The sequence below is a fragment of the Candidatus Competibacteraceae bacterium genome (assembly GCA_016713505.1).
Classification (GTDB): domain Bacteria; phylum Pseudomonadota; class Gammaproteobacteria; order Competibacterales; family Competibacteraceae; genus Competibacter_A.
In genome coordinates, this window is the sequence record JADJPA010000002.1 from 284,043 (window position 1) to 304,723 (window position 20,681).

At 56.8% G+C, this 20,681-nt stretch carries 19 protein-coding genes and 1 pseudogene; 17 read left to right on the forward strand and 3 right to left on the reverse strand.

The annotated features are described in order from the left end of the window. Positions 1-339 precede the first annotated feature (339 nt). Entirely contained in the window at positions 340-1,119 is a 780-nt protein-coding gene (locus tag IPK09_16245; GenBank protein MBK7985149.1) for a GGDEF domain-containing protein, read from the forward strand. Positions 1,120-1,224: 105 nt separating this feature from the next. On the opposite strand, the gene IPK09_16250 is transcribed toward IPK09_16245, so the two are convergent. The 3 genes from IPK09_16250 to flgA all read right to left on the reverse strand — a co-directional run bounded on the left by IPK09_16250 (position 1,225) and on the right by flgA (position 2,789). After that, on the reverse strand, positions 1,225-1,689 hold the full coding sequence (locus tag IPK09_16250; GenBank protein MBK7985150.1) for a flagellar protein FlgN: 465 nt from the start codon (positions 1,687-1,689) through the stop codon (positions 1,225-1,227). Positions 1,690-1,701: 12 nt separating this feature from the next. Next, a complete protein-coding gene (gene flgM / locus IPK09_16255) occupies positions 1,702-2,001 on the reverse strand; it encodes a flagellar biosynthesis anti-sigma factor FlgM (GenBank protein MBK7985151.1) in 300 nt (99 codons plus the stop codon). An 80-nt stretch (positions 2,002-2,081) separates the two neighbouring features. Further along, on the reverse strand, positions 2,082-2,789 hold the full coding sequence (flgA, locus tag IPK09_16260) for a flagellar basal body P-ring formation protein FlgA (GenBank protein MBK7985152.1): 708 nt from the start codon (positions 2,787-2,789) through the stop codon (positions 2,082-2,084). 250 nt (positions 2,790-3,039) lie between these two features. On the opposite strand from flgA, the gene flgB reads away from it, so the two are divergent. From flgB to IPK09_16340, 16 genes and pseudogenes are all read left to right on the forward strand, one after another. Beyond that, positions 3,040-3,429 (forward strand): flagellar basal body rod protein FlgB, encoded by a 390-nt coding sequence (flgB, locus tag IPK09_16265; GenBank protein MBK7985153.1) that lies wholly within the window; start codon positions 3,040-3,042, stop codon positions 3,427-3,429. 3 nt (positions 3,430-3,432) lie between these two features. Further along, on the forward strand, positions 3,433-3,846 hold the full coding sequence (gene flgC / locus IPK09_16270) for a flagellar basal body rod protein FlgC (GenBank protein ID MBK7985154.1): 414 nt from the start codon (positions 3,433-3,435) through the stop codon (positions 3,844-3,846). 14 nt (positions 3,847-3,860) lie between these two features. Then, entirely contained in the window at positions 3,861-4,565 is a 705-nt protein-coding gene (locus IPK09_16275; GenBank protein ID MBK7985155.1) for a flagellar hook assembly protein FlgD, read from the forward strand. Between the two features lie 27 nt (positions 4,566-4,592). Next, complete coding sequence (gene flgE / locus IPK09_16280; GenBank protein ID MBK7985156.1) at positions 4,593-5,906, forward strand: flagellar hook protein FlgE; 1,314 nt, start codon at positions 4,593-4,595, stop codon at positions 5,904-5,906. Between the two features lie 16 nt (positions 5,907-5,922). After that, positions 5,923-6,666: a flagellar basal-body rod protein FlgF gene (gene flgF / locus IPK09_16285; protein ID MBK7985157.1), complete on the forward strand. Its 744-nt coding sequence runs from the start codon at positions 5,923-5,925 to the stop codon at positions 6,664-6,666. Between the two features lie 11 nt (positions 6,667-6,677). Continuing rightward, a complete protein-coding gene (gene flgG / locus IPK09_16290; protein MBK7985158.1) occupies positions 6,678-7,463 on the forward strand; it encodes a flagellar basal-body rod protein FlgG in 786 nt (261 codons plus the stop codon). A 6-nt stretch (positions 7,464-7,469) separates the two neighbouring features. Then, positions 7,470-8,150: a flagellar basal body L-ring protein FlgH gene (flgH, locus tag IPK09_16295; protein ID MBK7985159.1), complete on the forward strand. Its 681-nt coding sequence runs from the start codon at positions 7,470-7,472 to the stop codon at positions 8,148-8,150. 14 nt (positions 8,151-8,164) lie between these two features. Then, the gene (locus IPK09_16300) at positions 8,165-9,271 is read left to right on the forward strand and encodes a flagellar basal body P-ring protein FlgI (GenBank protein ID MBK7985160.1); all 1,107 of its coding nucleotides are present in this window, start codon (positions 8,165-8,167) and stop codon (positions 9,269-9,271) included. Positions 9,272-9,276: 5 nt separating this feature from the next. After that, complete coding sequence (locus tag IPK09_16305; GenBank protein ID MBK7985161.1) at positions 9,277-10,098, forward strand: SPOR domain-containing protein; 822 nt, start codon at positions 9,277-9,279, stop codon at positions 10,096-10,098. Between the two features lie 10 nt (positions 10,099-10,108). Then, positions 10,109-11,116 (forward strand): flagellar assembly peptidoglycan hydrolase FlgJ, encoded by a 1,008-nt coding sequence (gene flgJ / locus IPK09_16310; protein ID MBK7985162.1) that lies wholly within the window; start codon positions 10,109-10,111, stop codon positions 11,114-11,116. 58 nt (positions 11,117-11,174) lie between these two features. Further along, on the forward strand, positions 11,175-13,076 hold the full coding sequence (gene flgK, locus IPK09_16315) for a flagellar hook-associated protein FlgK (protein MBK7985163.1): 1,902 nt from the start codon (positions 11,175-11,177) through the stop codon (positions 13,074-13,076). Between the two features lie 3 nt (positions 13,077-13,079). After that, positions 13,080-14,288, forward strand: a complete 1,209-nt coding sequence (gene flgL, locus IPK09_16320; protein ID MBK7985164.1) for a flagellar hook-associated protein FlgL — start codon at positions 13,080-13,082, stop codon at positions 14,286-14,288. Positions 14,289-14,440: 152 nt separating this feature from the next. Beyond that, positions 14,441-14,922 (forward strand): annotated as a pseudogene (locus IPK09_16325) (DUF4351 domain-containing protein). A 507-nt stretch (positions 14,923-15,429) separates the two neighbouring features. Further along, complete coding sequence (locus tag IPK09_16330; GenBank protein ID MBK7985165.1) at positions 15,430-15,546, forward strand: hypothetical protein; 117 nt, start codon at positions 15,430-15,432, stop codon at positions 15,544-15,546. Next, positions 15,534-15,992: an IS1 family transposase gene (locus IPK09_16335; protein MBK7985166.1), complete on the forward strand. Its 459-nt coding sequence runs from the start codon at positions 15,534-15,536 to the stop codon at positions 15,990-15,992. Before IPK09_16330 ends, IPK09_16335 begins: the two co-directional genes overlap by 13 nt. Positions 15,993-16,314: 322 nt before the next feature. Then, positions 16,315-20,658: a glycosyltransferase gene (locus tag IPK09_16340; GenBank protein ID MBK7985167.1), complete on the forward strand. Its 4,344-nt coding sequence runs from the start codon at positions 16,315-16,317 to the stop codon at positions 20,656-20,658. Positions 20,659-20,681: the final 23 nt, after the last annotated feature.

The window sequence follows — 20,681 nt, forward strand, 5'->3', positions numbered from 1 at the left end:
GCCAAGTCAAATTATTGACGTCCTGTTTTTTATCAAGATATTGATTATTAACTTATTTTAATTGGTATTGTTCTTGCAAAACGTCTCGTGGGATTCCGGGAAAGCGAACAGGTAACGGTTAAAGGAGGAATCGTTACGTTCGAGTGGGAGACGTTGTGAGTATTGAAAGCTGCCAAAAACTGCGTCAACGCGTGAATCAGTCACGAGCGACGGTCAGGGAATCACTACGAAGGTAGGATGAAAATGAAAACCAAGATGAGGCGTTTTCTTGAAATCTCCGTTCAAGCATTCGCATTGATAGGCGTCTGGCGCGGGGCTTCGGCGATGGTGTCAGGCGGCATGGCGACCGAGCAATGGGGGGTGTTGCAAACACTGGAGCCGTACGCTATTTCAGCGACCCTGTTGGCGATCATCGGCTCGTTCGCCGCGACGCAAGCCGGACTTCACGGGTGGCGCAAGCTGCAAAAAGTCACTCACGCCAAAGAGCGGACCGCGCAACCCGCGTTGGCCGGCGAGCCGCTGTCGTTGATGGTCGGGCAAGACCGGTTGATTGCGGACCTGCAAAACCAGGTGGTTGTGTTGAGCAAAGAGAAAGAAATGCTGGCTCGTTTGTTGAAGGAAAAGAGCGAAACCATGCGCAAAGACCCGCTGACGGGTGTTTATAACCGGCTCGCTTACGAAGATCAGCTACAAAACGAGTATCAGCGTTGGAAACGCTTCGGCAATCCTTTGAGCTTTGTGATCTGGGATATCGATCGCTTCAAGGACATCAACGACCGCTACGGCCACGCGGCCGGCGACGAGGTATTGCGCGGCGTGGCCCAGCAATTGGCCGGCCGCATCCGCAGTACGGATTTTATCGCGCGCTTCGGCGGCGAGGAATTCGCCATGCTGTTGCCGGGGGCGGACAACGCGGCCGCGTTCAACGTCGCCGACAAGCTGCGTCGCAACATCGCGGAAGCACAGTTCAGCCATAATGGCGTGACGATTCCGGTGACGATTTCCTGCGGCGTGGCCGGTTTTGAAGCGGGCGATGCTCCAGAAAGCGTGTTCGACCGAGCCGATCAGGCTCTTTACCGGGCCAAGCAGGCGGGCCGGAACCGTTGCTGGCAGCTCTGACGCGGCTCGACTGGAACCCGCTTGACAGAATGGCTGGCCGACCGGCGAAACACCGGTCGCCGCGAAATCCGCAACGGGATTGAGCGAGCGGAGCAGTCACGGATATCACGCCTTCGCAATCGGCTGATTGCGGCTGCCGAACACCTTGCGGCTGTCCTGATCGTACAGGAAATCCAAGGAATCACGACCGTGCAGGATGGCCAGCGTCCGCTCGACGTGGTTGCGGCTGGCGGCGATCACCGCGCCGTTCACATCATTTTGCGCGCGGACCTGCTGGGCGGTTTGTTCCAGCGCACCCCATAGCGTGTCAATTTCTCGCCGCTGCGCGACCGGCAACTTCTCGACATGGGATGTCCAGTGCCGGGCATCGGCGATTCCCTGGGCTTTCAGATAATGCAGCCGGGCATCGGTCAACGCTCGCAGCCGCTCGACACACTGCTGTTTTTCGGTGATGACCTGCTCCAGGCCAGCTAAATCCCGCGCTTTCAAAGCGTCGTATTCGCGTTGCAGCCACTGCTGCAAGCGCTCGACCGCCGTCAATTCTTCACGCATCAAGGTCGCCAGCGTCATTGAACCGCCTTCCTAGGAAAACAGCGTTTCTTCAAAGTCGGACATCTTGCGAGCGAGCCGGCTTGAATCGACCTGATAGCTGCCCTCGGCGACGGCTTTACGCAGAGCCGCGACTTTAGGGTCATCGACCGGTGGCTCCTGACGCCCGGTTTCCAATTGGCGCAAGCTCATCGAGCCCGGCGTCAGCTGGACCTTATCGACTTCGCCGACCGGTTTGTCCGGCGTAGCCGCCACGTTCGACGGAGCGGCGCGCTCGGCGTAGCCGCCGCGAACGGGTGCGGCATAGGCGCCGTTGATAGTGTTGATGGCCATGGTGCAAATCCATCCCATTGGTTCAAAGAGTACGTCTGAGGTTATCGGCCGGATGTGGGCTGACTTTAATGGAATTTCCGCTAAGGTCCAACCTCGACGAGACGGCTGGCCGTCGCGGTGCCTTCGACCACCCGCTTGGAGCTTTCGTTACGCACTCGCAAGCGCTGACCCAGCTCCGCGTCGCCCAACGCGATCCCGCTGGAGCGAACCTCCATTCCGCCCTGGCGCATGACGAGCGTGACCGTTTCACCCTGCCGGATCAGCGGCACGCCTTTGACCGCTTGCGGTACTACTACCGCCCCCGCTGGCAGGGCGCGGCGCAACTGCTTGCCGAGCAGGTTTTCGGACGTGGTGGCGTACTCCGTCAAAGTCGATAGCTCACGGCGTTCGGCTTGCAGATCGGCCGGGCTCAGGATCGTATTCTTGGCCAGGAAGCGGCTGGCGACCAACACCCGCTCGAAAACCCGCACGTTGGCTCTTTGATAGACGGTCCACGGCCGGACACCGCGGCAGCGCACGCCGACCGAGGTAGCGCCAAACGGCTTCGCGCCACCGGGTAGAAAGGCATCCAGGGCCACGGCGCATTTCGGTAACCGCAAGCGGGGGTCGAGTTCCTTGAACAGGATTTCTGGAGGTTCCGCTCGGTTGCGATAGTGCGCCGCCAGGAATTCGGAGGCGCGTTGCTGGATGGTGTCCAGCGGTTGGATCGCCTCCTCGGCTGCTCCCGCCGGTATCGTCAGCCCGCACCAGAGCGTGAGGCTACCCGCCAACCAACGCAGTCTTCGCATTCGGCCGCTCCTGATTATGGGTGGTGGCATGGGACCTCGCTCCGCCTGTAAAGCGGAGCGGCGAAGCAGTGACTATGCCACAACATACCTTCAATCAAACCGGCGGCAAGCCTCAGCATGACGCCTTATCATGAAGCGGCATGTCCTTTGCTTCTGCTAAAGAAGTATCACGGGCGCGCCGTTTTTCCGGCGCTGGTCCGTCCCAATCAACGATCTGTTCGCGTCGGATACGGTTTCAGGAGTTGCGGAAATGGCCATCGGTTTCGAACGAGCCTTGAGCGTCCACAGCCAGGCGTTGGAAGTGCGCTCTCGCCGCGCCGAGATTTTGGCGGCCAATCTGGCTAACGCCGATACTCCCAATTATCAGGCCCGCGATCTGGATTTTAAAGCCACCTTGGCCGGTTTGCAGGATCGGCAAGGCGCGCTTGAGGTGACCCACGCCGCGCACCTGCAAGCCAAAGGCGGAGCGCCCGGCGCACCGCTGTATCGGACGCCGGCTCAGATGGCGATAGACGGTAACACGGTCGAGGAAGAGCAGGAAAAAGCGGCCTTCGCCGACAACGCCTTACGCTATCAAGCCAGCTTGCAGTTCATGGGCAACCGCGTGCAGGGCCTGCTGGCCGCCATCCGTGGAGAGTAATGAATGTCCTTGTTGAAAGTTTTCGATATTTCAGGTTCGGCGTTGCGGGCGCAGACCGTGCGCCTCAACACCACCGCCAGCAACATGGCCAATACCGACAGCATCAGCAGCAGCACGGCAAACACCTATCGAGCGCGCCAGCCGGTGTTCGCAACGCAACTCGACGCCGCCGGAAATGAAGCCGAAGTGGCCGGCGTGGACGTGTTGGGCATCGTCGAGAGCCAAGCGCCGCTGCGGCGGGAGTATCGGCCGGACCATCCGCTCGCCGACCCGCAAGGCTACGTCAATCTGCCGAACGTCAATCCGGTCGAGGAAATGGCCAACATGATTTCCGCGTCGCGCTCCTATCAGAGCAATGTGGAAGTGCTCAACACCTCCAAGCAGATGCTGATGCGCACGCTCGCTTTGGGCGATTAACCAGGAAAAACACCATGACGACCACCTCCGGCGCCGGCATGAGCGGACTCGATTCGACGCTGTTCGACAGCATAAACGCCAGCTCGAAACCCAAGACCGACACGAAAAAAGCCAACGATCAAATGGATCAGGCGGATTTCCTGCGGCTGATGACCACGCAGCTCAAGAATCAAGACCCCACCAAGCCGCTCGACGGCCAGCAATTCATGGCGCAACTGGCCCAGTTCAGCACCCTGAACGGCATCATCGAGATGAAGCAGTCGCTCGATACCCTCACCCAGTCGCTTCAGTCGATGAACGCCTTGCAAGCGTCCAATCTAGTCGGCCACTCGGTGTTGGTCGACGGCCAGAAAGCCTACCTCAACGCGGAAGGCCCCATCGCTGGCCGCGCCAACATCACCGAAACCGCCAACAAGGTCACGGTGGTCGTCACCAGTGCCGCGGGTAGCGAAATCCGACGGATCGATCTGGGCGCGAAACCGAAAGGACCTGTGGATTTTCAGTGGGACGGGCTGGACGGCAACGGCGCGCGGGTGGCGCCAGGTTTGTACACCTTCCGGGTGGAAGGGACGGTGGCCGACGGCAAGAGCAGCAGTTTTGACACGCAGTTCTGGACCAAGGTCGACAGCGTTTCGCTGGGCCAGACCGGCAAGGAGACTACCTTGAATCTCGCCGGCATCGGCAGCTACGGCCTCAGTCAGGTCAAAGAAGTTCATTAATCCTAGGTATCCGCAAGGAGATTAAAAATGTCGTTTCGCACCGCCCTTACCGGGCTGAATGCCGCCAACTCCGATCTCGGCGTCATCAGTAACAACATCGCCAACAACAACACCACGGGTTTCAAGGAATCCCGCGCCGAATTCGGCGACATCTTCTCGCTCAGCGATCTGGGGACGTCCACCCGCCGCAGCATCGGCACCGGCGTCAAGCTGAACGCCGTCACCCAGCAATTCAAGCAGGGCAACCTGGATACCACCGGCAATCCGCTGGATCTGGGCTTGGACGGCGAAGGCTTGTTCATGCTCCGGGACGGCGATGTGATGAAATACACGCGCGCCGGCGGTTTCGGGATCGATAAGGACGGTTATATCGTCAATAACACCGGCCAACGGCTTCAGGGTTTTGCGTCGCTGGGAGATGCGGGATTCGCCGCTCAGACCAGCGATATTTTTCTGGACACCAAGCAAAACGACGCCAAGGCCACCTCCAAAACGCTTTTTGGTATCAATTTGAACGCCGGCGATAACGCACCGACGGTGACACCCTTCGATTACGCCAATCCCAAAAGCTACAACTATTCCACTTCTTCGACGTTTTACGACAGCCAAGGGACCTCGCACACGCTGACGACCTACTTTGTCAAGGACTCCGGCACGCCCAATAGCTGGACGGTCTATTACGGCGCCGATGGTAAGAATCCGCTGGGCGATCCCGCTGCCACACCGCCGGTCGCGGCGGCTGTTACGCCTACCAACAATACCATCACCTTCGACACCAACGGGCAGATCGTCAAGACTCTGGATCACGACAGCGACCCTACCACACCCAACGTTTTCGATCCTCTCCCCATCACGGTTAATTTGGCCGCTTTGAACCCCAACAGTGGCGCCACCACGCCGCTGGCCATGAGTCTGGATTTCACCGGCTCCACTCAGTTCGGCAGCAAATCCAGCACCAATTCGGTCACCCAGGACGGTTTTGCCAGCGGCCGCTTGGTCGGCGTGGATGTCGGCGAGGATGGCACCATCTTCGGTCGCTACAGCAACGGCCAGTCCAAGGCGCAGGCCATGGTCGCTCTGGCGAATTTCCGCAACAAGCAGGGTTTGAGTCCGGTCGGTGATGCGTCTTGGGTGCAAACCGCCGCCGCCGGCGAGGCGATCGTCGGCCAACCTGGCACCTCCAGCTTGGGCTTGGTCCGCTCCGGCGCGCTGGAGCTGTCCAACGTCGAGCTGACCGAACAACTGGTCAAGATGATCAGCGCCCAGCGTAACTTCCAGGCGAACGCGCAGGTCATCAGTACCGCCGATCAGATGACCCAGACCCTGTTGCAAATCCGCTGAGTGACGGACCCGCGCCATGGACCGCATGTTGTATGTCGCAATGACCGGCGCCCAGCAAACCCTGCGGGCGCAGGCGCTGGTCAGCCACAATCTGGCCAACGCCAACACGGTCGGCTTTCGCCAGGACATGGGCGATTTTCGCAGTATGCCGGTCTTTGGCGATCAGGGCCTGCCGACGCGGGTTTACGCCATGGCCGAACGGCCGGGCGTGGACACCCGACTCGGCCGGATCATGACCACCGGCCGCGATTTGGATGTCGCCATCCAGGGCGAAGGCTGGATCGCGGTGCAAGCACCCGACGACGGCGAAGCCTACACCCGCGCCGGCGATTTGCAGGTGGACGCCAACGGCCTGCTGACCACGGCCAACGGCCGGCCGGTGCTGGGCAACGGTGGTCCCATCACCCTGCCGCCCGCCGAGAAAATCGAAATCGGCGCCGACGGCACCATTTCCATCCGTCCGCTCGGCGAAGGGCCGACAAACCTGGTGGCGGTGGATCGCATCAAGCTGGTCAAGCCCGCCGACGGGACGCTGTACAAGGAAGCCGCGGGCCTGATGCGGGCCAGCGACGGCCAGCCCGCTCCGGCGGACGCCGCGGTCCGGCTGCAAAACGGCGCGCTGGAAAGCAGCAACGTCAACCCCGCCGAAGCGCTGGTGAGCATGATCGAATCCGCCCGCCGTTTTGAATTGCAAGTCAAGATGATGAAGGTTGCGGAGGACAACTCTAGCAACACCAATCAATTGTTGCGTCTGGAATAGGAACCACCCTTATGACTTCAGCTTTGTGGATCGCCAAGACCGGTCTGGACGCCCAGCAGACCCGCATGTCGGTCATTTCCAACAACCTGGCCAACGTCAATACCACCGGCTTCAAGCGCGGCCGCGCCCAGTTCGAGGATTTGCTGTATCAAAACGTGCGCCAGACCGGCGGCCAAAGCTCGCAAAACACTCAACTGCCGTCCGGGCTGATGCTGGGGACCGGGGTGCGCACGGTGTCCACCGCCAAGACCTTCACTCAGGGCAATCTGGTGCAAACCAGCAACGCGCTGGATATGGCCATCAACGGCCGGGGCTTCTTCCAGATTCAGATGCCTGACGGAACGGTGGCCTATACCCGCGACGGTTCGTTCCAGATGAATTCGGAAGGGCAGATCGTGACTTCGAACGGCTATTTGTTGCAGCCCGAAATCACGGTGCCCCCTAATACCCAAAGCATCACGGTCGGCAGCGACGGCACGATCAGCGCGCAGCTCGCCGGTCAGGTAGCTCCCAATCAGGTCGGCACCGTACAGACCGTGGATTTCGTCAATCCCGCCGGCTTGCAGCCCATCGGCAATAACCTGTTTCTGGAGTCGGCGGCCAGCGGCGCGGCTCAGGCCGGTAATCCCGGCACTAACGGGCTGGGGCCGGTCTCGCAAGGTTCGCTGGAAACCTCCAACGTCAACGTAGTGGAAGAGCTGGTGGACATGATCGAAACCCAGCGCGCCTACGAAATGAATTCCAAGGCCATCGCCACCACCGATCAGATGTTGCAGTACGTCAATAACAATCTGTAAGCCGCCATGAACAAAGCCCCCGCCGCGCTTGCCCTCATCGTCCTGCTGTCGGGATGCAGCGGCTTGGCGCCGCACTACGATTTCAAGCCGGTCACGCCGCAAGTCATGCCGCTGGCCGATCCGGTCGATCCGAGCTCCCGCCGGTCGGGCACGATTTATCAGGCCGGCGCCGACATGCGGTTGTTCGAGGACCGCACCGCGCGCCGGATCGGCGACACCGTGGTGATTCGCTTGGTCGAGAAAACCGCCGCCACCAAGTCGGCGTCCACCAACGCCAGCAAGAAAAGCGAAATCGACATTCAAAATCCGACGGTGCTCGGCGTGCCGTTCGCGCTCGGTTCGGTCATGCTGGAAAATTCCGCCAACGGCGAGCGCAAGCTCGGCGGAGAGGGTTCCAGCGATCAGAGCAACAGCTTGACCGGCGATGTGTCGGCGGTGGTGGTCGGCGTTTATCCCAACGGCAACCTGGCCATTCGCGGCGAAAAGATGTTGACGCTCAATCAGGGTGAGGAAGTGGTGCAGATTTCCGGCGTCATCCGGCCCGAGGACATCGCCTCCGACAACACCATCCCCTCCAACCGGGTGGCTGACGCCAAGATCACCTACGCCGGCAACGGTGCGCTGGCGGACGCCAATACCATCGGCTGGTTCGGCCGGTTTTTCTTAAGCCCGCTGTGGCCGTTCTAGGGGCGGGCCTTGGGATGGCTGCGATGTTGCGCCGTTTTACGCTGGGCTTGCTGCTGGGCTTGCTGGCGCAAGCCGTCTGGGCCGACCGCATCAAGGATTTGGCCACGGTCGCCGGCGTTCGCAACAATCAACTGGTCGGTTACGGGCTGGTGGTTGGCCTGACCGGCACCGGCGATCAAACCACCCAAACCCCGTTCACGGTCAAGAGCCTGAAAAGCATGTTGTCCAATCTGGGCGTGACCATTCCGCCGGAAGTCAACCTGCAATTGAAGAACGTCGCGGCCGTGTCCTTGCAAGCCGAGCTGCCGCCGTTCGCCAAACCGGGTCAGACCATCGACGTGACCGTGGCCTCGATCGGCAACGCCAAGAGCCTACGCGGCGGCAGCTTGCTGCTGGCGCCCTTGAAAGGCGCGGATGGCGCGGTCTATGCAATAGCTCAGGGTAACGTGGTCGTCGGCGGACTGGGGGCCGAGGCGGGGGGGTCGAAAATCCTGGTCAACGTCCCCAGCGCCGGCCGGGTTCCCAACGGCGCCACCGTGGAGCGTCAGGTTCCCGACACCTTTGCTAAGGACGGTCCCATCGTGCTGAATTTGCGGCAGGCCGATTTCACCACCGCCGAGCGCATCGTCGAAGCGGTCAACAAGGCGTTGGGCGGCGAGGTCGCGCAGGCGGTGGATGCCACCTCGGTACAGGTGCGCGGGCCGGCCGAGCGCAACCAACGCGTCAGCCTGATCGCGGTGTTGGAGAATATCGAGGTGGTGCCGGCGCAAGGCACCGCTAAGGTGATCGTCAACTCGCGCACCGGCACGGTGGTGATCGGTCAGAACGTCAAGGTCGGTCCGGCGGCGGTGTCGCACGGCAACATGACGGTGACGATTACCTCAGACCCGGTGGTCAGCCAGCCCGCCCCGATGTCGGGCGGTCAGACCGTGGTGGTGCCGAATGCTAATATTGCGGTCAACCAGGAAAAGAAACCGATGTTTCTGTTCAATCCCGGCGTCGCGCTGGACGATATCGTCCGGGCGGTCAACCAAGTCGGCGCCTCGCCCAGCGATCTGGTCGCCATCTTGGAAGCGCTGAAAGCGGCTGGCGCTCTCAAAGCCGAACTCATCGTGATTTGACGACCATGAACACCGCCAATTGGAAGATTCCAGCAGTGCTGGCCGCCACCTTGCTGGCCGCTCTCGGGCTGCAAGCGGGCGCGATCAAGCTGATGCTCAACTCGGCCAGTTCGGTCGAGCCAGCAGACAGTGCGACGGCCCACCCGCGGGCCGCGCCCGTCGCGCCCGCCGAACGGCATCCGGCGCATCCAGCCAATGAGTTCGAGGAGCGCGCCGCCGTCGGACCGGTTCCGCCGACGACAACAGCAAAGCCTGCCGTGGTGGCCGACCCGCCTCATTTGATCGATCCGCCGCCGAAATCCGAACCGGTCCGGCACGATGCGGCTCCTGAAACGCCTAAGCCTCCAACTGTCGCCCCGGCGACGGCTCAGCCGTCGGCCGAAGCGGCGCTGCTCGCCTCCGAAGCCAAAGCGCAAGCGAGTAACAGTCATCCCGCCAGCAATCCGCCGGCCGCCCCCGCGCCCGTTGCGCCCGCTGCTCCGGTCGCGCCATCGCCCGAGGCCAGCGCCGCGTCCGAACCAGCCGCCGAGGGCGATCTGCAAGATTCGGAATGGCTGAAAGCCCGTGATGCCAAGCATTACACCGTGCAGATTTACAGCGGCAAGAGCATGGACACGCTCAAGGCGATCGCGGCGGCGACGGCTTCGGCCGAACCGCAAGCCTATTACTCGACCGGCAGCCGGTCCGGGCCTTGGTATTCACTGGTGGAGGGGGATTATTCGGACGCTGCTTCGGCGCAAGCCGCGGCTGCCAAACTGACCGTCCGCACGCCCACCATCAAGCCCTGGATCCGACGCTTCGAAGAGATTCAGGCCAAGCTGCGCTAGGAAGTCGCTCATGGTCGCCGCGACAGACTCCGCCTTCGTCTACACGGACTTAAACGGCTTGGCCGGCTTGCGGCGACAGGCCCGGCAAAATTCGCCCGAGGCGATCCGAGAGGCGGCCAAGCAGTTTGAAGCGGTCTTCGTCCAGATGATGCTGAAAAGTATGCGTGCCGCCAGCCCTAGCGACGGTGGCGGGCTGATGGACAGCGACCAGACCCGGCTGTATCGCGAAATGTACGACCAGCAAATCGCGCTGAGCATGGCCCAGCAGGGCAAATTGGGGCTGGCCGATACCATCGTCCGGCAGTTGGGTGGCGGCGAGAGCCTCAACCCGCCGGTGCGGCCGGTATCGCCGGAAATCGTCGGCGATCCGCTGGCGACCTTGCGGCAGGTGGAGCGCATCCGCTCGAACGTGGCGATGCCGGTTCAAGCCTCGTCGGTGAAAGTTGCGCCCGGCCAGAATGAAACTAATCCCTATCCGGTCAGCGACGCGCCGTTCAAGCCCGGCTCGCCGGTGGCCTTCGTGCGGCGGATGTGGCCGCACGCGCAGGAAGCCGCCCGCCGCCTGGGCGTCGCACCCGAAGTGTTGATCGCCCAGGCCGCCCACGAAACCGCTTGGGGCCGGTCAGTACCGCGTTTCGCCGATGGCCGCACCAGCCACAATCTGTTCGGGATCAAGGCCAGCCGGGGTTGGGACGGCGAGCGGGTGGTCAATTCGACCTTCGAATTCGTCAACGGCGTGGCGGTGCGCCAGATGGACGGTTTCCGGGCTTATCCGTCCTACGCCGACAGCTTCAACGATTACGTGCGGTTCTTGCAGGTCAATCCGCGCTATAAGGCAGCGCTGGGTTCGGTGCAGGACGGTTCCGCCTACCTGCGCGAGCTGCAACGGGCCGGTTACGCCACCGATCCCGGCTATGCCCGAAAGATTCTGGGGCTGATGAACGGTCCGGCCTTCGATGAAGCGCTGGAAACCCTAAAGTCGGCGATTTCCCAGCCGATATCCAATGTGAAGGGGTAGCTTCCCATGTTCGGCGGCACCCGCCACACCAGGTCTTGAGGGCCAAAGGAGCTGATTCATGGTAGACGTTATGCGCACCGGCTTGACGGCGCTTATGGCCTCTCAGCGCGCGCTGGCCACCACCAGCCATAACATCGCCAACGCCAACACGCCCGGCTACAGCCGGCAGCGGACCTCGGTGAGCAGCAACATCCCGTTCTTCGCCGGCAGCGCGGGGCGGCCGATGTATGTCGGCACCGGCGTCAGCGTGCAATCCATCACCCGCGCTTACGACGATTTCCTGACCCAGCAGGTTCGCGGTCATAGCTCGAACGTCGCCCAGTCGGAAACGATGGACCAGTGGATCAGCCAGTTGGACGGCGCGCTCGGTACCGGCGATACTGGCTTGGCCCCGGCGCTCGATCAATTTTTCGCCGCCGCGCAGGATGTCGCCAACAGCCCAGCGTCGCTGCCGGCGCGTCAGGCCCTGCTCGGTCAGGCGAACACCGTGTCCGCTCGCTTTCAGGAATTGGACAATCAGATGAATGCCTTGCGCCAGGGCAGCAATCAAAGCCTGAGCAATGCCGTCGGCGACATCAACTCCCTGGCGGAAGGCATCGCCAAGATCAATCAAACCATCGTGCTAGCCCAGGGCGGCACCGGCGGCACCGCGCCCGATCTGCTCGATCAGCGCGATCAGATGGTGGCCGATCTCGCCCGGAAAGCGCCGGTCAGCACCCTGGAGCAATCGGACGGCACCTTGACGGTATTCGTCGGTAACGGTCAGACCCTGGTGCAAGGTTACAAGACCAACGCCCTGGAAACGGCCCCTGCCTCGTCCGACCCGCGCAAGCTGGATATCCGTTTCAAGCAGACCAGCGCCATCGTCACCGATTTTTTGAACGGCGGCGAAATCGGCGGTTTGGTGGCTTTTCAGAAGCAGGTGCTCGATCCCGCCCAGAACAAACTGGGGTTGATGGCGGCCGGCTTGGCGGAAACCGTCAACGACCAGCACAGGCTGGGGATGGATCTCAACAACCAGTTGGGTACTGACTTCTTCAAAGTCGGTGGCCCCAAAATCGCCAATAACACCAACAATTCCGATTACACGACCTACAACGCCGACGGCAACGCCTTGAGCGTCGCCATCACCGATATCGGTCAGGCCCAGCCCAGCGACTACGAATTGTCCTACGTTGGAGGCAGTTACAGCTTGCGTCGCCTGTCGGACGATAAAACCGTCGCCAGCGGCTCCAGCCCTTTGAACGTGGATGGACTGAGCATCACCGTCAATACCGCGCCCGCCGCCGGGTCTCGTTTTTTCATCCAGCCGACCGGTACGGCGGCGCGGGACTTCAAAGCGACCCTTCAGGATCCCCGTCAAATCGCCGCCGCCGCCCCGATCAAAACCTCCGCCGCCCAGAGCAATAGCGGAACCGGCAAAATTTCGGCGGGCGCCGCGCTGGATGCGAGCGATCCCAATTTGCTGAGCGCCACAAGCATTCAATTTACCAGTCCCACCCAATACACCGTCAACGGTGGCGCCCCGATCAGCTATACCAGCGGCGCCGATATCGATGTCAACGGCTGGCGGGTACAGATTACCGGCGCCCCGGTGGTGGGCGACACCTTCCAGGTCGGCTCCAACGCGGGCGGCGTCGGCGACAACCGTAACGCGCTCAAGCTCGGCGGCTTGCAAACCCAGAAGACCTTGCTCAACGGCAGCGACAGCGTGCAGGACCTGCACGGTCAAATGACCGCCGAGGTCGGCCTGCGCGGCAGCACTACCCAAAGTACCCTCAAAGCGCAAACGGCCTTGCTGGAGCAGGCGAACCAAGCGCGCGATGGCGTGTCCGGCGTCAACCTTGATGAGGAAGCGGCTAACTTGATGAAATACCAGCAATCCTATGAGGCGGCCGCGCGAGTGATTCAAATCGGTGATTCCGTCATCCAAAGCCTGCTGGATGCGATCAGGAGATAAACCATGTTGCGCATCGCCACCGCTCAGTTTTACCAGCAAGGCGCCAAGGCCATGAATGGAGGGCAAATGGCGCTGGCTAAGGTGCAGCAACAAATGGCCACCGGCCAACGCATTTTGGCCAATTCCGACGATCCCGTCGGCAGCGCCCGTTTGCTGAGCTTGAAAGACGAACTCGGCCGCTACGACCAATACCAGCGCAATATCGATGTGGCCAGCGGCCGGATGAGCCTCGAAGAAAGCACTTTGGGAGACGCGGGCGAGCTGTTACAGCGGACGCGGGAATTGACCATTCAAGCGAACAATGCGCCCTTGAACGATAACGACCGCCGGGATATCGCCAAGGAAATCCGGCAGATTCACAGTCAGATGTTCAGTCTGGCCAACACCAAGGACGGCGACGGCGAGTACTTGTTTTCCGGCTTTCAAAGCCGCAGCCAACCTTTCGTGTTGGATGCGAACAATCAGGCGATCTATCAGGGCGATCAAGGCCAACGCTTGGTGAAAGCTGGACCTACGCTGGATGTTCCGGTGAGCGATTCAGGCGACGAGGTTTTTCGGGGCGCGCTGAACGGCAACGGCAGTTTCAGGGTGACGGCCACCGCCACCAACACCGGCAACGGCAGCATCGCCGTCGGGAGCGTCACCGATCCGACCGCGTTTGCGGGCCACTCCTACAGCATCGCTTTTACCTCCGCCACGACTTTCGATGTGACCGATACCACGACCGGTACGGCCGTTCTCAGCACTCAAAGTTACAAGGACGAGGGAAGCATTCAATTTGCCGGCTTGCAGACCGCCGTCAGCGGTAGCCCCGCCGCTGGCGATACGTTCACAATCCAGCCGGCGACCCGACAGGATTTTTTCAAAACTCTGGACGATCTGGCGACCGCGCTGGAAACCAGTGGCGGCACACCGGCCAAAGGGGCACAACTCAACCAAGCGCTGGCTAACGGGTTGGCCGCGCTGGATCAGGGTCTGGAGCATCTGACCGGCGTGCGCGCCAAAGCCGGCTCGCGGTTGAAAGCGCTGGAAGAACAAACCACCGTTAATGGAGATTTCGCCACGCATCTCCAGCAAACCATCAACGATGTCGGTGGTTTGGACTACGCCGAGGCCGCGACCCGCCTGAGCCAGGAAACCTTTACCCTGCAAGTGGCGCAACAATCGTTCGTGCGCATTCAAAGTCTCTCGCTATTCAATTACATGCGATAGCACTTTTCTAAAGCCGCGCCGGATGTCGCGGCTTTTCTCCTCACACGGCGTTCCGTATTTCTTACCGTTCCAAACTCCGGTTTCGATCCGCTACACCGCGGGCGGGTATTTCCGAGGATCGGCGTTTTTAGGATCATTTAAAGAAAACGGCAATGACTGACTACGATTCCCCGTGGAAGACTGTTCTGGAACGGTTCTTTCCGGCCTTTATGGAGTTCTATTTCCCGACAGCCCATGCCGGAATCGACTGGACGCAAGGCTATACCTTTCTGGACAAGGAGTTGCAGAAGGTGGTCCGAGACGCCAAGCTGGGACGGCGCTGGACGGATTCGTTAGTGCGGGTAAGTTATGGGCGGATGTGCAACAGTTTGAGGAGGAAAAACGGATGCGTTATGTGAGTAGCTTCGAACGGATCGCCACCCAGCGCGGGATGGAAAAGGGCATGGAGAAAGGCATTTCGCGGGGACAGGCATTGTTGTTGCGGCGACAACTGACCCGTCGGTTTGGGCCGTTGCCGGAATGGGCGGAAGCTCGGCTCAATCAAGCCGATTCAACACAGTTGGAGCTGTGGGCGCTACGGGTATTGGAGGCTGGCAGTCTGGAGGAGATGTTTGGAGCCAGCGGCGGGCATTGAAGAAATGAGGCTGCTGTATCAGGTCCACAGCTCACCGAGCGAAAAGGCGACCGCCGCGAACGTCTCGTCCTGAATCGAGTCGTCGTCCTCGAAGATATCGAGTAACGACCAACCGTCTTCTCGCAAGGTGAACGCCTCCAGCATTCGCATGTCGGGATTGGCCAGCTAAGCGTGGGCGACTCTGTAGCAGACATGGAACGTCAGCTTGATAGCTCGGTCCTTTTTGGCGGTTCTCGGGGAAAGATTTCACAAACCCTTAGGCTATTGCCGGTTTTAGTAGGATACGATCAGCATGGCCAGTATTTCCATTTCATCCGCTTCGGTAGTGGCTCACCAAGGTGAGCGAGGTTATGCTAGCGCGATGAACTGTTATCATTGTGGTAGTGAGCACAGCGCAAGCATGGGAAAACAGGGAATGGCAAGCAACGTTATCAGTGTGGCGAGTGCGGGCGGAGTTTCCGGGAGGACCCTTGCACGCTGGGGTAGCCGGAGGCGGCTAAAGAGCGGATTTTAAGGGCTTATCAAGAGCGTACCTCGTTACGGGGGTTGACCCGGATGTTCGGGGTGTCGCGTAACACGGTGGCAAAGTGGCTTAAAAAAAAGCCGAAAGCGTGCCGCCCCTAGAGGCGACCTTGGCTCCCGCCCAGCCCCAAGAGACCCTAGAATTGGACGAGTTGTGGAGCTTCGTGGGCCATCGCCGCCGGGGGGTGGTCTGGCTGTGGCTGGCGCTGTGTCGGCGTACCCGCCAGATCGTGGCTTATGCGCTCGGCCCGCGTGATGATGCCACCGCCCGGCTCCTTTGGGAGCGCATCCCGCTCGCCTACCGACACGGCCCACTTTGTACCGACCACCTAGAGAGTTATCACAATGTCTTGCCCGCCCCGCAACATCGCGCGTATTACCCCAAGCGGGGACTCACGAACCACATCGAGCGTTTCAACAACACGCCGCGCCAGCGCCTAGGCCGCTTCGTTCGCAAAACCTTGTCCTTTTCCAAATCCATCCTGATGCACGAAATTGTTATCCGCCTCTCCCTGCATCAGTACAATTTAGCCTGCTCCCCTAAGTGAGTCACTACCTCCGCTTCGGATATGGCTTTCTCCCCGTGGAAGATCGTTTTTGATCGATTGAAGGCGGCCTGCGGGTTAGTATTTTTCTGAATGGGTTTAATAATTATTCACCCGCTCTTCATCGAAGTCCGTATCTCACCAATATGCCAAAATTCTGACAGACAGTTCTATTTAAAAAAACTGATCATCAATTTTTAGTAAAATTAGCTTTTAAATTCTTTAATTTAAGTAATTTGGTCTATTAAGTGCTTGTAAGATAGCTAGGTACAAGAAAAAGTACCATTTGATGCTGAGCTAAGATCTACCAATTCAGGAGCGGCATATGGCTGAATATATTTTCAGCAATGATTTACATATTTTTTTGCCTAAAGAAAAAACACCATATTTTGGTTATTCTGATGGTGATACGGCAGAGAATTACCTTCTGGATTCGATTAAAAAAACAAAAGATCTTAGCCTGCGCGGTCGCGCCTTAAGTCGTTATATAATTGATTGGCCTAGCATGTATCATTTTAGTGAGCTTCGAGCCAATCTTCTAAGGCCGTTCGAGCCTTTTATTAAAAAAAGGCATATTCTCGAAATTGGTTGTGGTTGTGGTGCGATGACTCGTTATATGGGTGAGATTGGCGCATCGGTTACAGCCTTAGAGGGAAGTTTGCGCCGTGCTAGTATTGCTAGTGCTCGTTGTCGAGATCTCGATAACGTTTCGGTATTCTGTGATAATGCAGAAAATTTTAATAATGAAGAGCTGTATGATGTTGTTACTCTTATTGGTGTGCTCGAATATAGTCGCATCTTCATATCAGGGGAAAACCCACCATTAGAGATGTTAAGGCTCGCACGATCCCTTCTAAAACCAGAAGGTACATTAATTATAGCAATAGAGAATCGTTTTGGGCTGAAATATTTTGCTGGCGCTCCTGAAGATCATCTCGGTACTCCTTATTCTGGGATTAGTGATCATTATCAAAGAAATACGGCTGTGACTTTCGGGCGACGACAGTTGGAGCGTTTACTTGAAGTTGCGGGGTTAGGAAAACCTGCTTTTTTGTTTCCTTTTCCAGATTATAAATTGCCTAACGTAATTATTACAGAGACAGGACTTAAGCATCCTAATACATCAGAGATTGTGGGTAATCTTTTAGTACAACAATCTCTTCGAGCCCAAGGACGGCCTTACGTAGGAGCTTTTTCAGAACAATCAGCTTGGTATGGTATTGTTGAAGAAGGCATTGTAGATAGTGTGGCCAATTCGTTTTTGATATTGGCTTCAACTAATAATCAACTCCCACCAGTACTTAAGGATAACCTTGAAAAGGTGTGCGCGTATATTTATAGCGTTAATCGTCGAGCAGAGTATGCAAAGGAAACTTTTATCGAGAAAACTGTTGATGAAAAATTAGTAGTTCATAAGCGTCGCCTCTATCCAGATGGCTTATATGAACAGGCATCGTTGACTCAAAATTTGGAAAAAGAAAAATATAAACATGGTCAAATACTCTTTAACAGCCTGCCAAGACTTCTATCTGAAGATGGATGGTCAGTTGAAACAATAGCAAAATGGGCAAAACCCTGGATCGATTATCTTTTCAGCAGAGCGTTAAGTAGTGCTGAAATTCCAATAGCTGATCATGTTTTGCCAGTAGAATTGTGGGATTGTACGCCCTTTAATTTTTTAATTGATAAGAATGGAGAAGCAGATTGCTTTGATCTAGAGTGGCTTCCAGATTCGCCACCTTTACTAAGCCATGTAGTGCTGCGCGGGTTATTCCATACTTTCAAACGTATCGATTATTTTACCAAGTCAGATATCGATATCAACGAACATGCAGTTGAACTCAGCCTGCAAGTCGCAGCCTTATTTGGTTTAAAGTTTAGTCAGGAGAAAATCAATAAATGGTTAAAGTCTGAACGGGATTTTATATATATGGCGACAGGGCTTGACTCGGATATGGTTAGCCCTAAATTACAGTTATCACCATTTTCATTGATGGATTGGTTCAAACGCCATCGCTGGTCTGATTTGGCTGTTGCTAGGCTGACAGCTTATGCTGCCAAGCTCGACAGTGCGATTGATATCCACATACTTCTAATTGTCGATTCTGGTATTAATAGCGCGCTGGCTGATACGCTTGATGCTTTCGCAGCACAATCGCTACGCACCTGGCGACTCACGGTATTTTCACCTGCCGCCTGCCCCGATCCATTGTTTGAAACACTGCCACCACTGGGTTGGGTTAACATTGCAGAAATCGATTTGGCCGAAGCGGTTAACACTGTGGTTGCGAACTCTGATAGCAACTGGTTCTTGCTCGGTTTTTCTGGACTGCGCGTCGAGCCAGGATTCTCGGCACTGGTTTGTGCGGAGGTGGCACATCATCCAGAATGGCGTTTTGTTTATCTAGATGAAGATCGTATTGATAGCGACGGCCAGTTCAAAGATCCTTTATTTAAACCGAATGCTAATCTAGATTTATTGCGCTCAACGTGTTATGTCGGCCATGCCTGTTTGATTCACCGCGAGCTTTGGGAATTGATGGTTGGCGAAGAACTTAAATCTATTTTATCTTTTAACTATGCAGCAGCGTTATATTGTTACGAAGTTTTTGGTGAAAAGGCGATAGGTCATATTGATGAAATCTTCTTCCATCAACTAGATAGTGTAGTCGATAATTCCGATCAATTCGAAAGAAAAGGTATTGATTTAATTAGGCAACATTTAAGTCGATGCAATATTGCTGCGGAAGTGGATCATGGCTTGGTAAAAGGTAGTTTTTTTGTAAATTACCTCGTGTCTTATCAGCCGCTGGTTTCGATCATTATCCCTACCAAAAACCATCTTGATCTGCTTCAGCCTTGTATCGAAAGTCTTTTGGGAAAAACACATTATTGTAAATTTGAAGTTATCATTGTAGATAATGATAGTAAAGATTCTATGGTTTTTGGTTATTTAAACTATTTGGCAGAGCATGATAAAAGAGTAAAAATTTTACGCTATACACAAGAATATAATTATTCGGCGATCAATAATTTTGCAGCTCAGCAAGCAAAAGGTGAGTTTCTGGTTTTGCTGAATAATGATACGGTTATTTTGCAGGAAAATTGGCTTGATCGGTTGGTTGCTATCGGGTTGAGAGATGATGTCGGTGCGGTCGGTTGTCGCTTGGTTTATGCTGATCAGAACATACAGCATGCAGGCGTTGTTCTTGGGCTTAATGGAATTGCGGAGCATATTGGTATCGGCCTGCCGATGACAGAGCTAGGTTATTTAGACCGGGCACAGGTAACGCAGAATTTTTCGGCGGTGACTGCCGCGTGCATGTTGGTACGTAAAGAATTGTTTTTTGAAGTAGAGGGTTTAGATGAAAAGGATTTCGCCATTCTTTATAATGATATTGATCTTTGTCTAAAAATTGGTGAACGAGGTTTTCGGATTGTTTGGACCCCTTTTGTAACGTTGGTCCATCATGGTGGTAGCAGCCTCAAGTCTGAATATGACGCCAATAGAGAGAAGAAGAATCGAAATTCTCGCAGGGCTTTCATCAAGAAATGGTTTCATCGCCTTGGAAACGATCCGGCTTATAATCGTCATTTGAGCTTGCGGCAACGTGAGTGGGTGATCGATAATGAATTTGATGTTTCTTGGCATCCTAACTTTGAGACATTACCTCGAATTGTCGCATTACCCCCTGATGAAATGGGTGTAGGGCAATATCGAGTTATCGGCCCCATTAAGGAGCTAACACAAAGCGAGCAGATATGCAGCTTTCTATTGCCCGTCTTAAACAGTGAAAAACGGTTTTTACCATCTGTTCCAGAGCTCGTCAGAGCAAAGCCTACGGTTTTATTTCTACAAAATTCTTTCACTGATTTTCATTTAGAACATCTGGAAGAGTATGCGGAATTGCTACCGGATATTTTTCGAGTGTTTGGCCAAGACGACATCGTGTTTTCTGTGCCGCAAAAAAGCGCTGTCCGCAAGCATTTCGGTAAAGATACCAAAGCACGGGTACGGCGCGGGCTTTCGCTCTGCCATAGAGCCGTTGTAACCACCGAACCTATCGCCGAAGCCTTGCGCGGCATGATTGCCGATATCCGGGTGGTCCCCAACTTTCTCGAACGGTCCCGCTGGGGAGATTTGCAGCCGTCGCGAGGCGCGCGTCACAAGCCAAGAGTGGGGTGGGCGGGTGCTCAGCAGCACGGTGGCGATCTCGAATTTATCTTACCTGTGGTTGAAGCCACCGCTAACGAAGTGGATTGGGTTTTCATGGGCATGTGTCCGCCCAAGCTTCGATATCATGTAGCCGAAGCGCATCCTGCAGTTCCCTTTGATCAATATCCAACCGCTTTGTCCGCGCTCGATCTCGATCTCGCTATCGCTCCGCTTGAACTGAATCGTTTCAATACTGCTAAGAGCAACCTGCGGCTGCTGGAATACGGTGCAGTAGGTTATCCAGTGATCGCCACCGACATTTTGCCGTACCGGAATGCGCCGGTCACTCGCGTTCCTAACAACCCACGAGCCTGGATCAATGCAATTCGCGAGCACGTTCATGACTTGGCGGCGACCCGTGTCGCTGGTGAACGGCTGCACGAGTGGGTTTTGTCCAACTGGATGTTGGATCAACACCTCGATGAATGGTTACGCGCGTTGCTACCAGATTGATCTAAAGAGTTAAAAAGTGAACT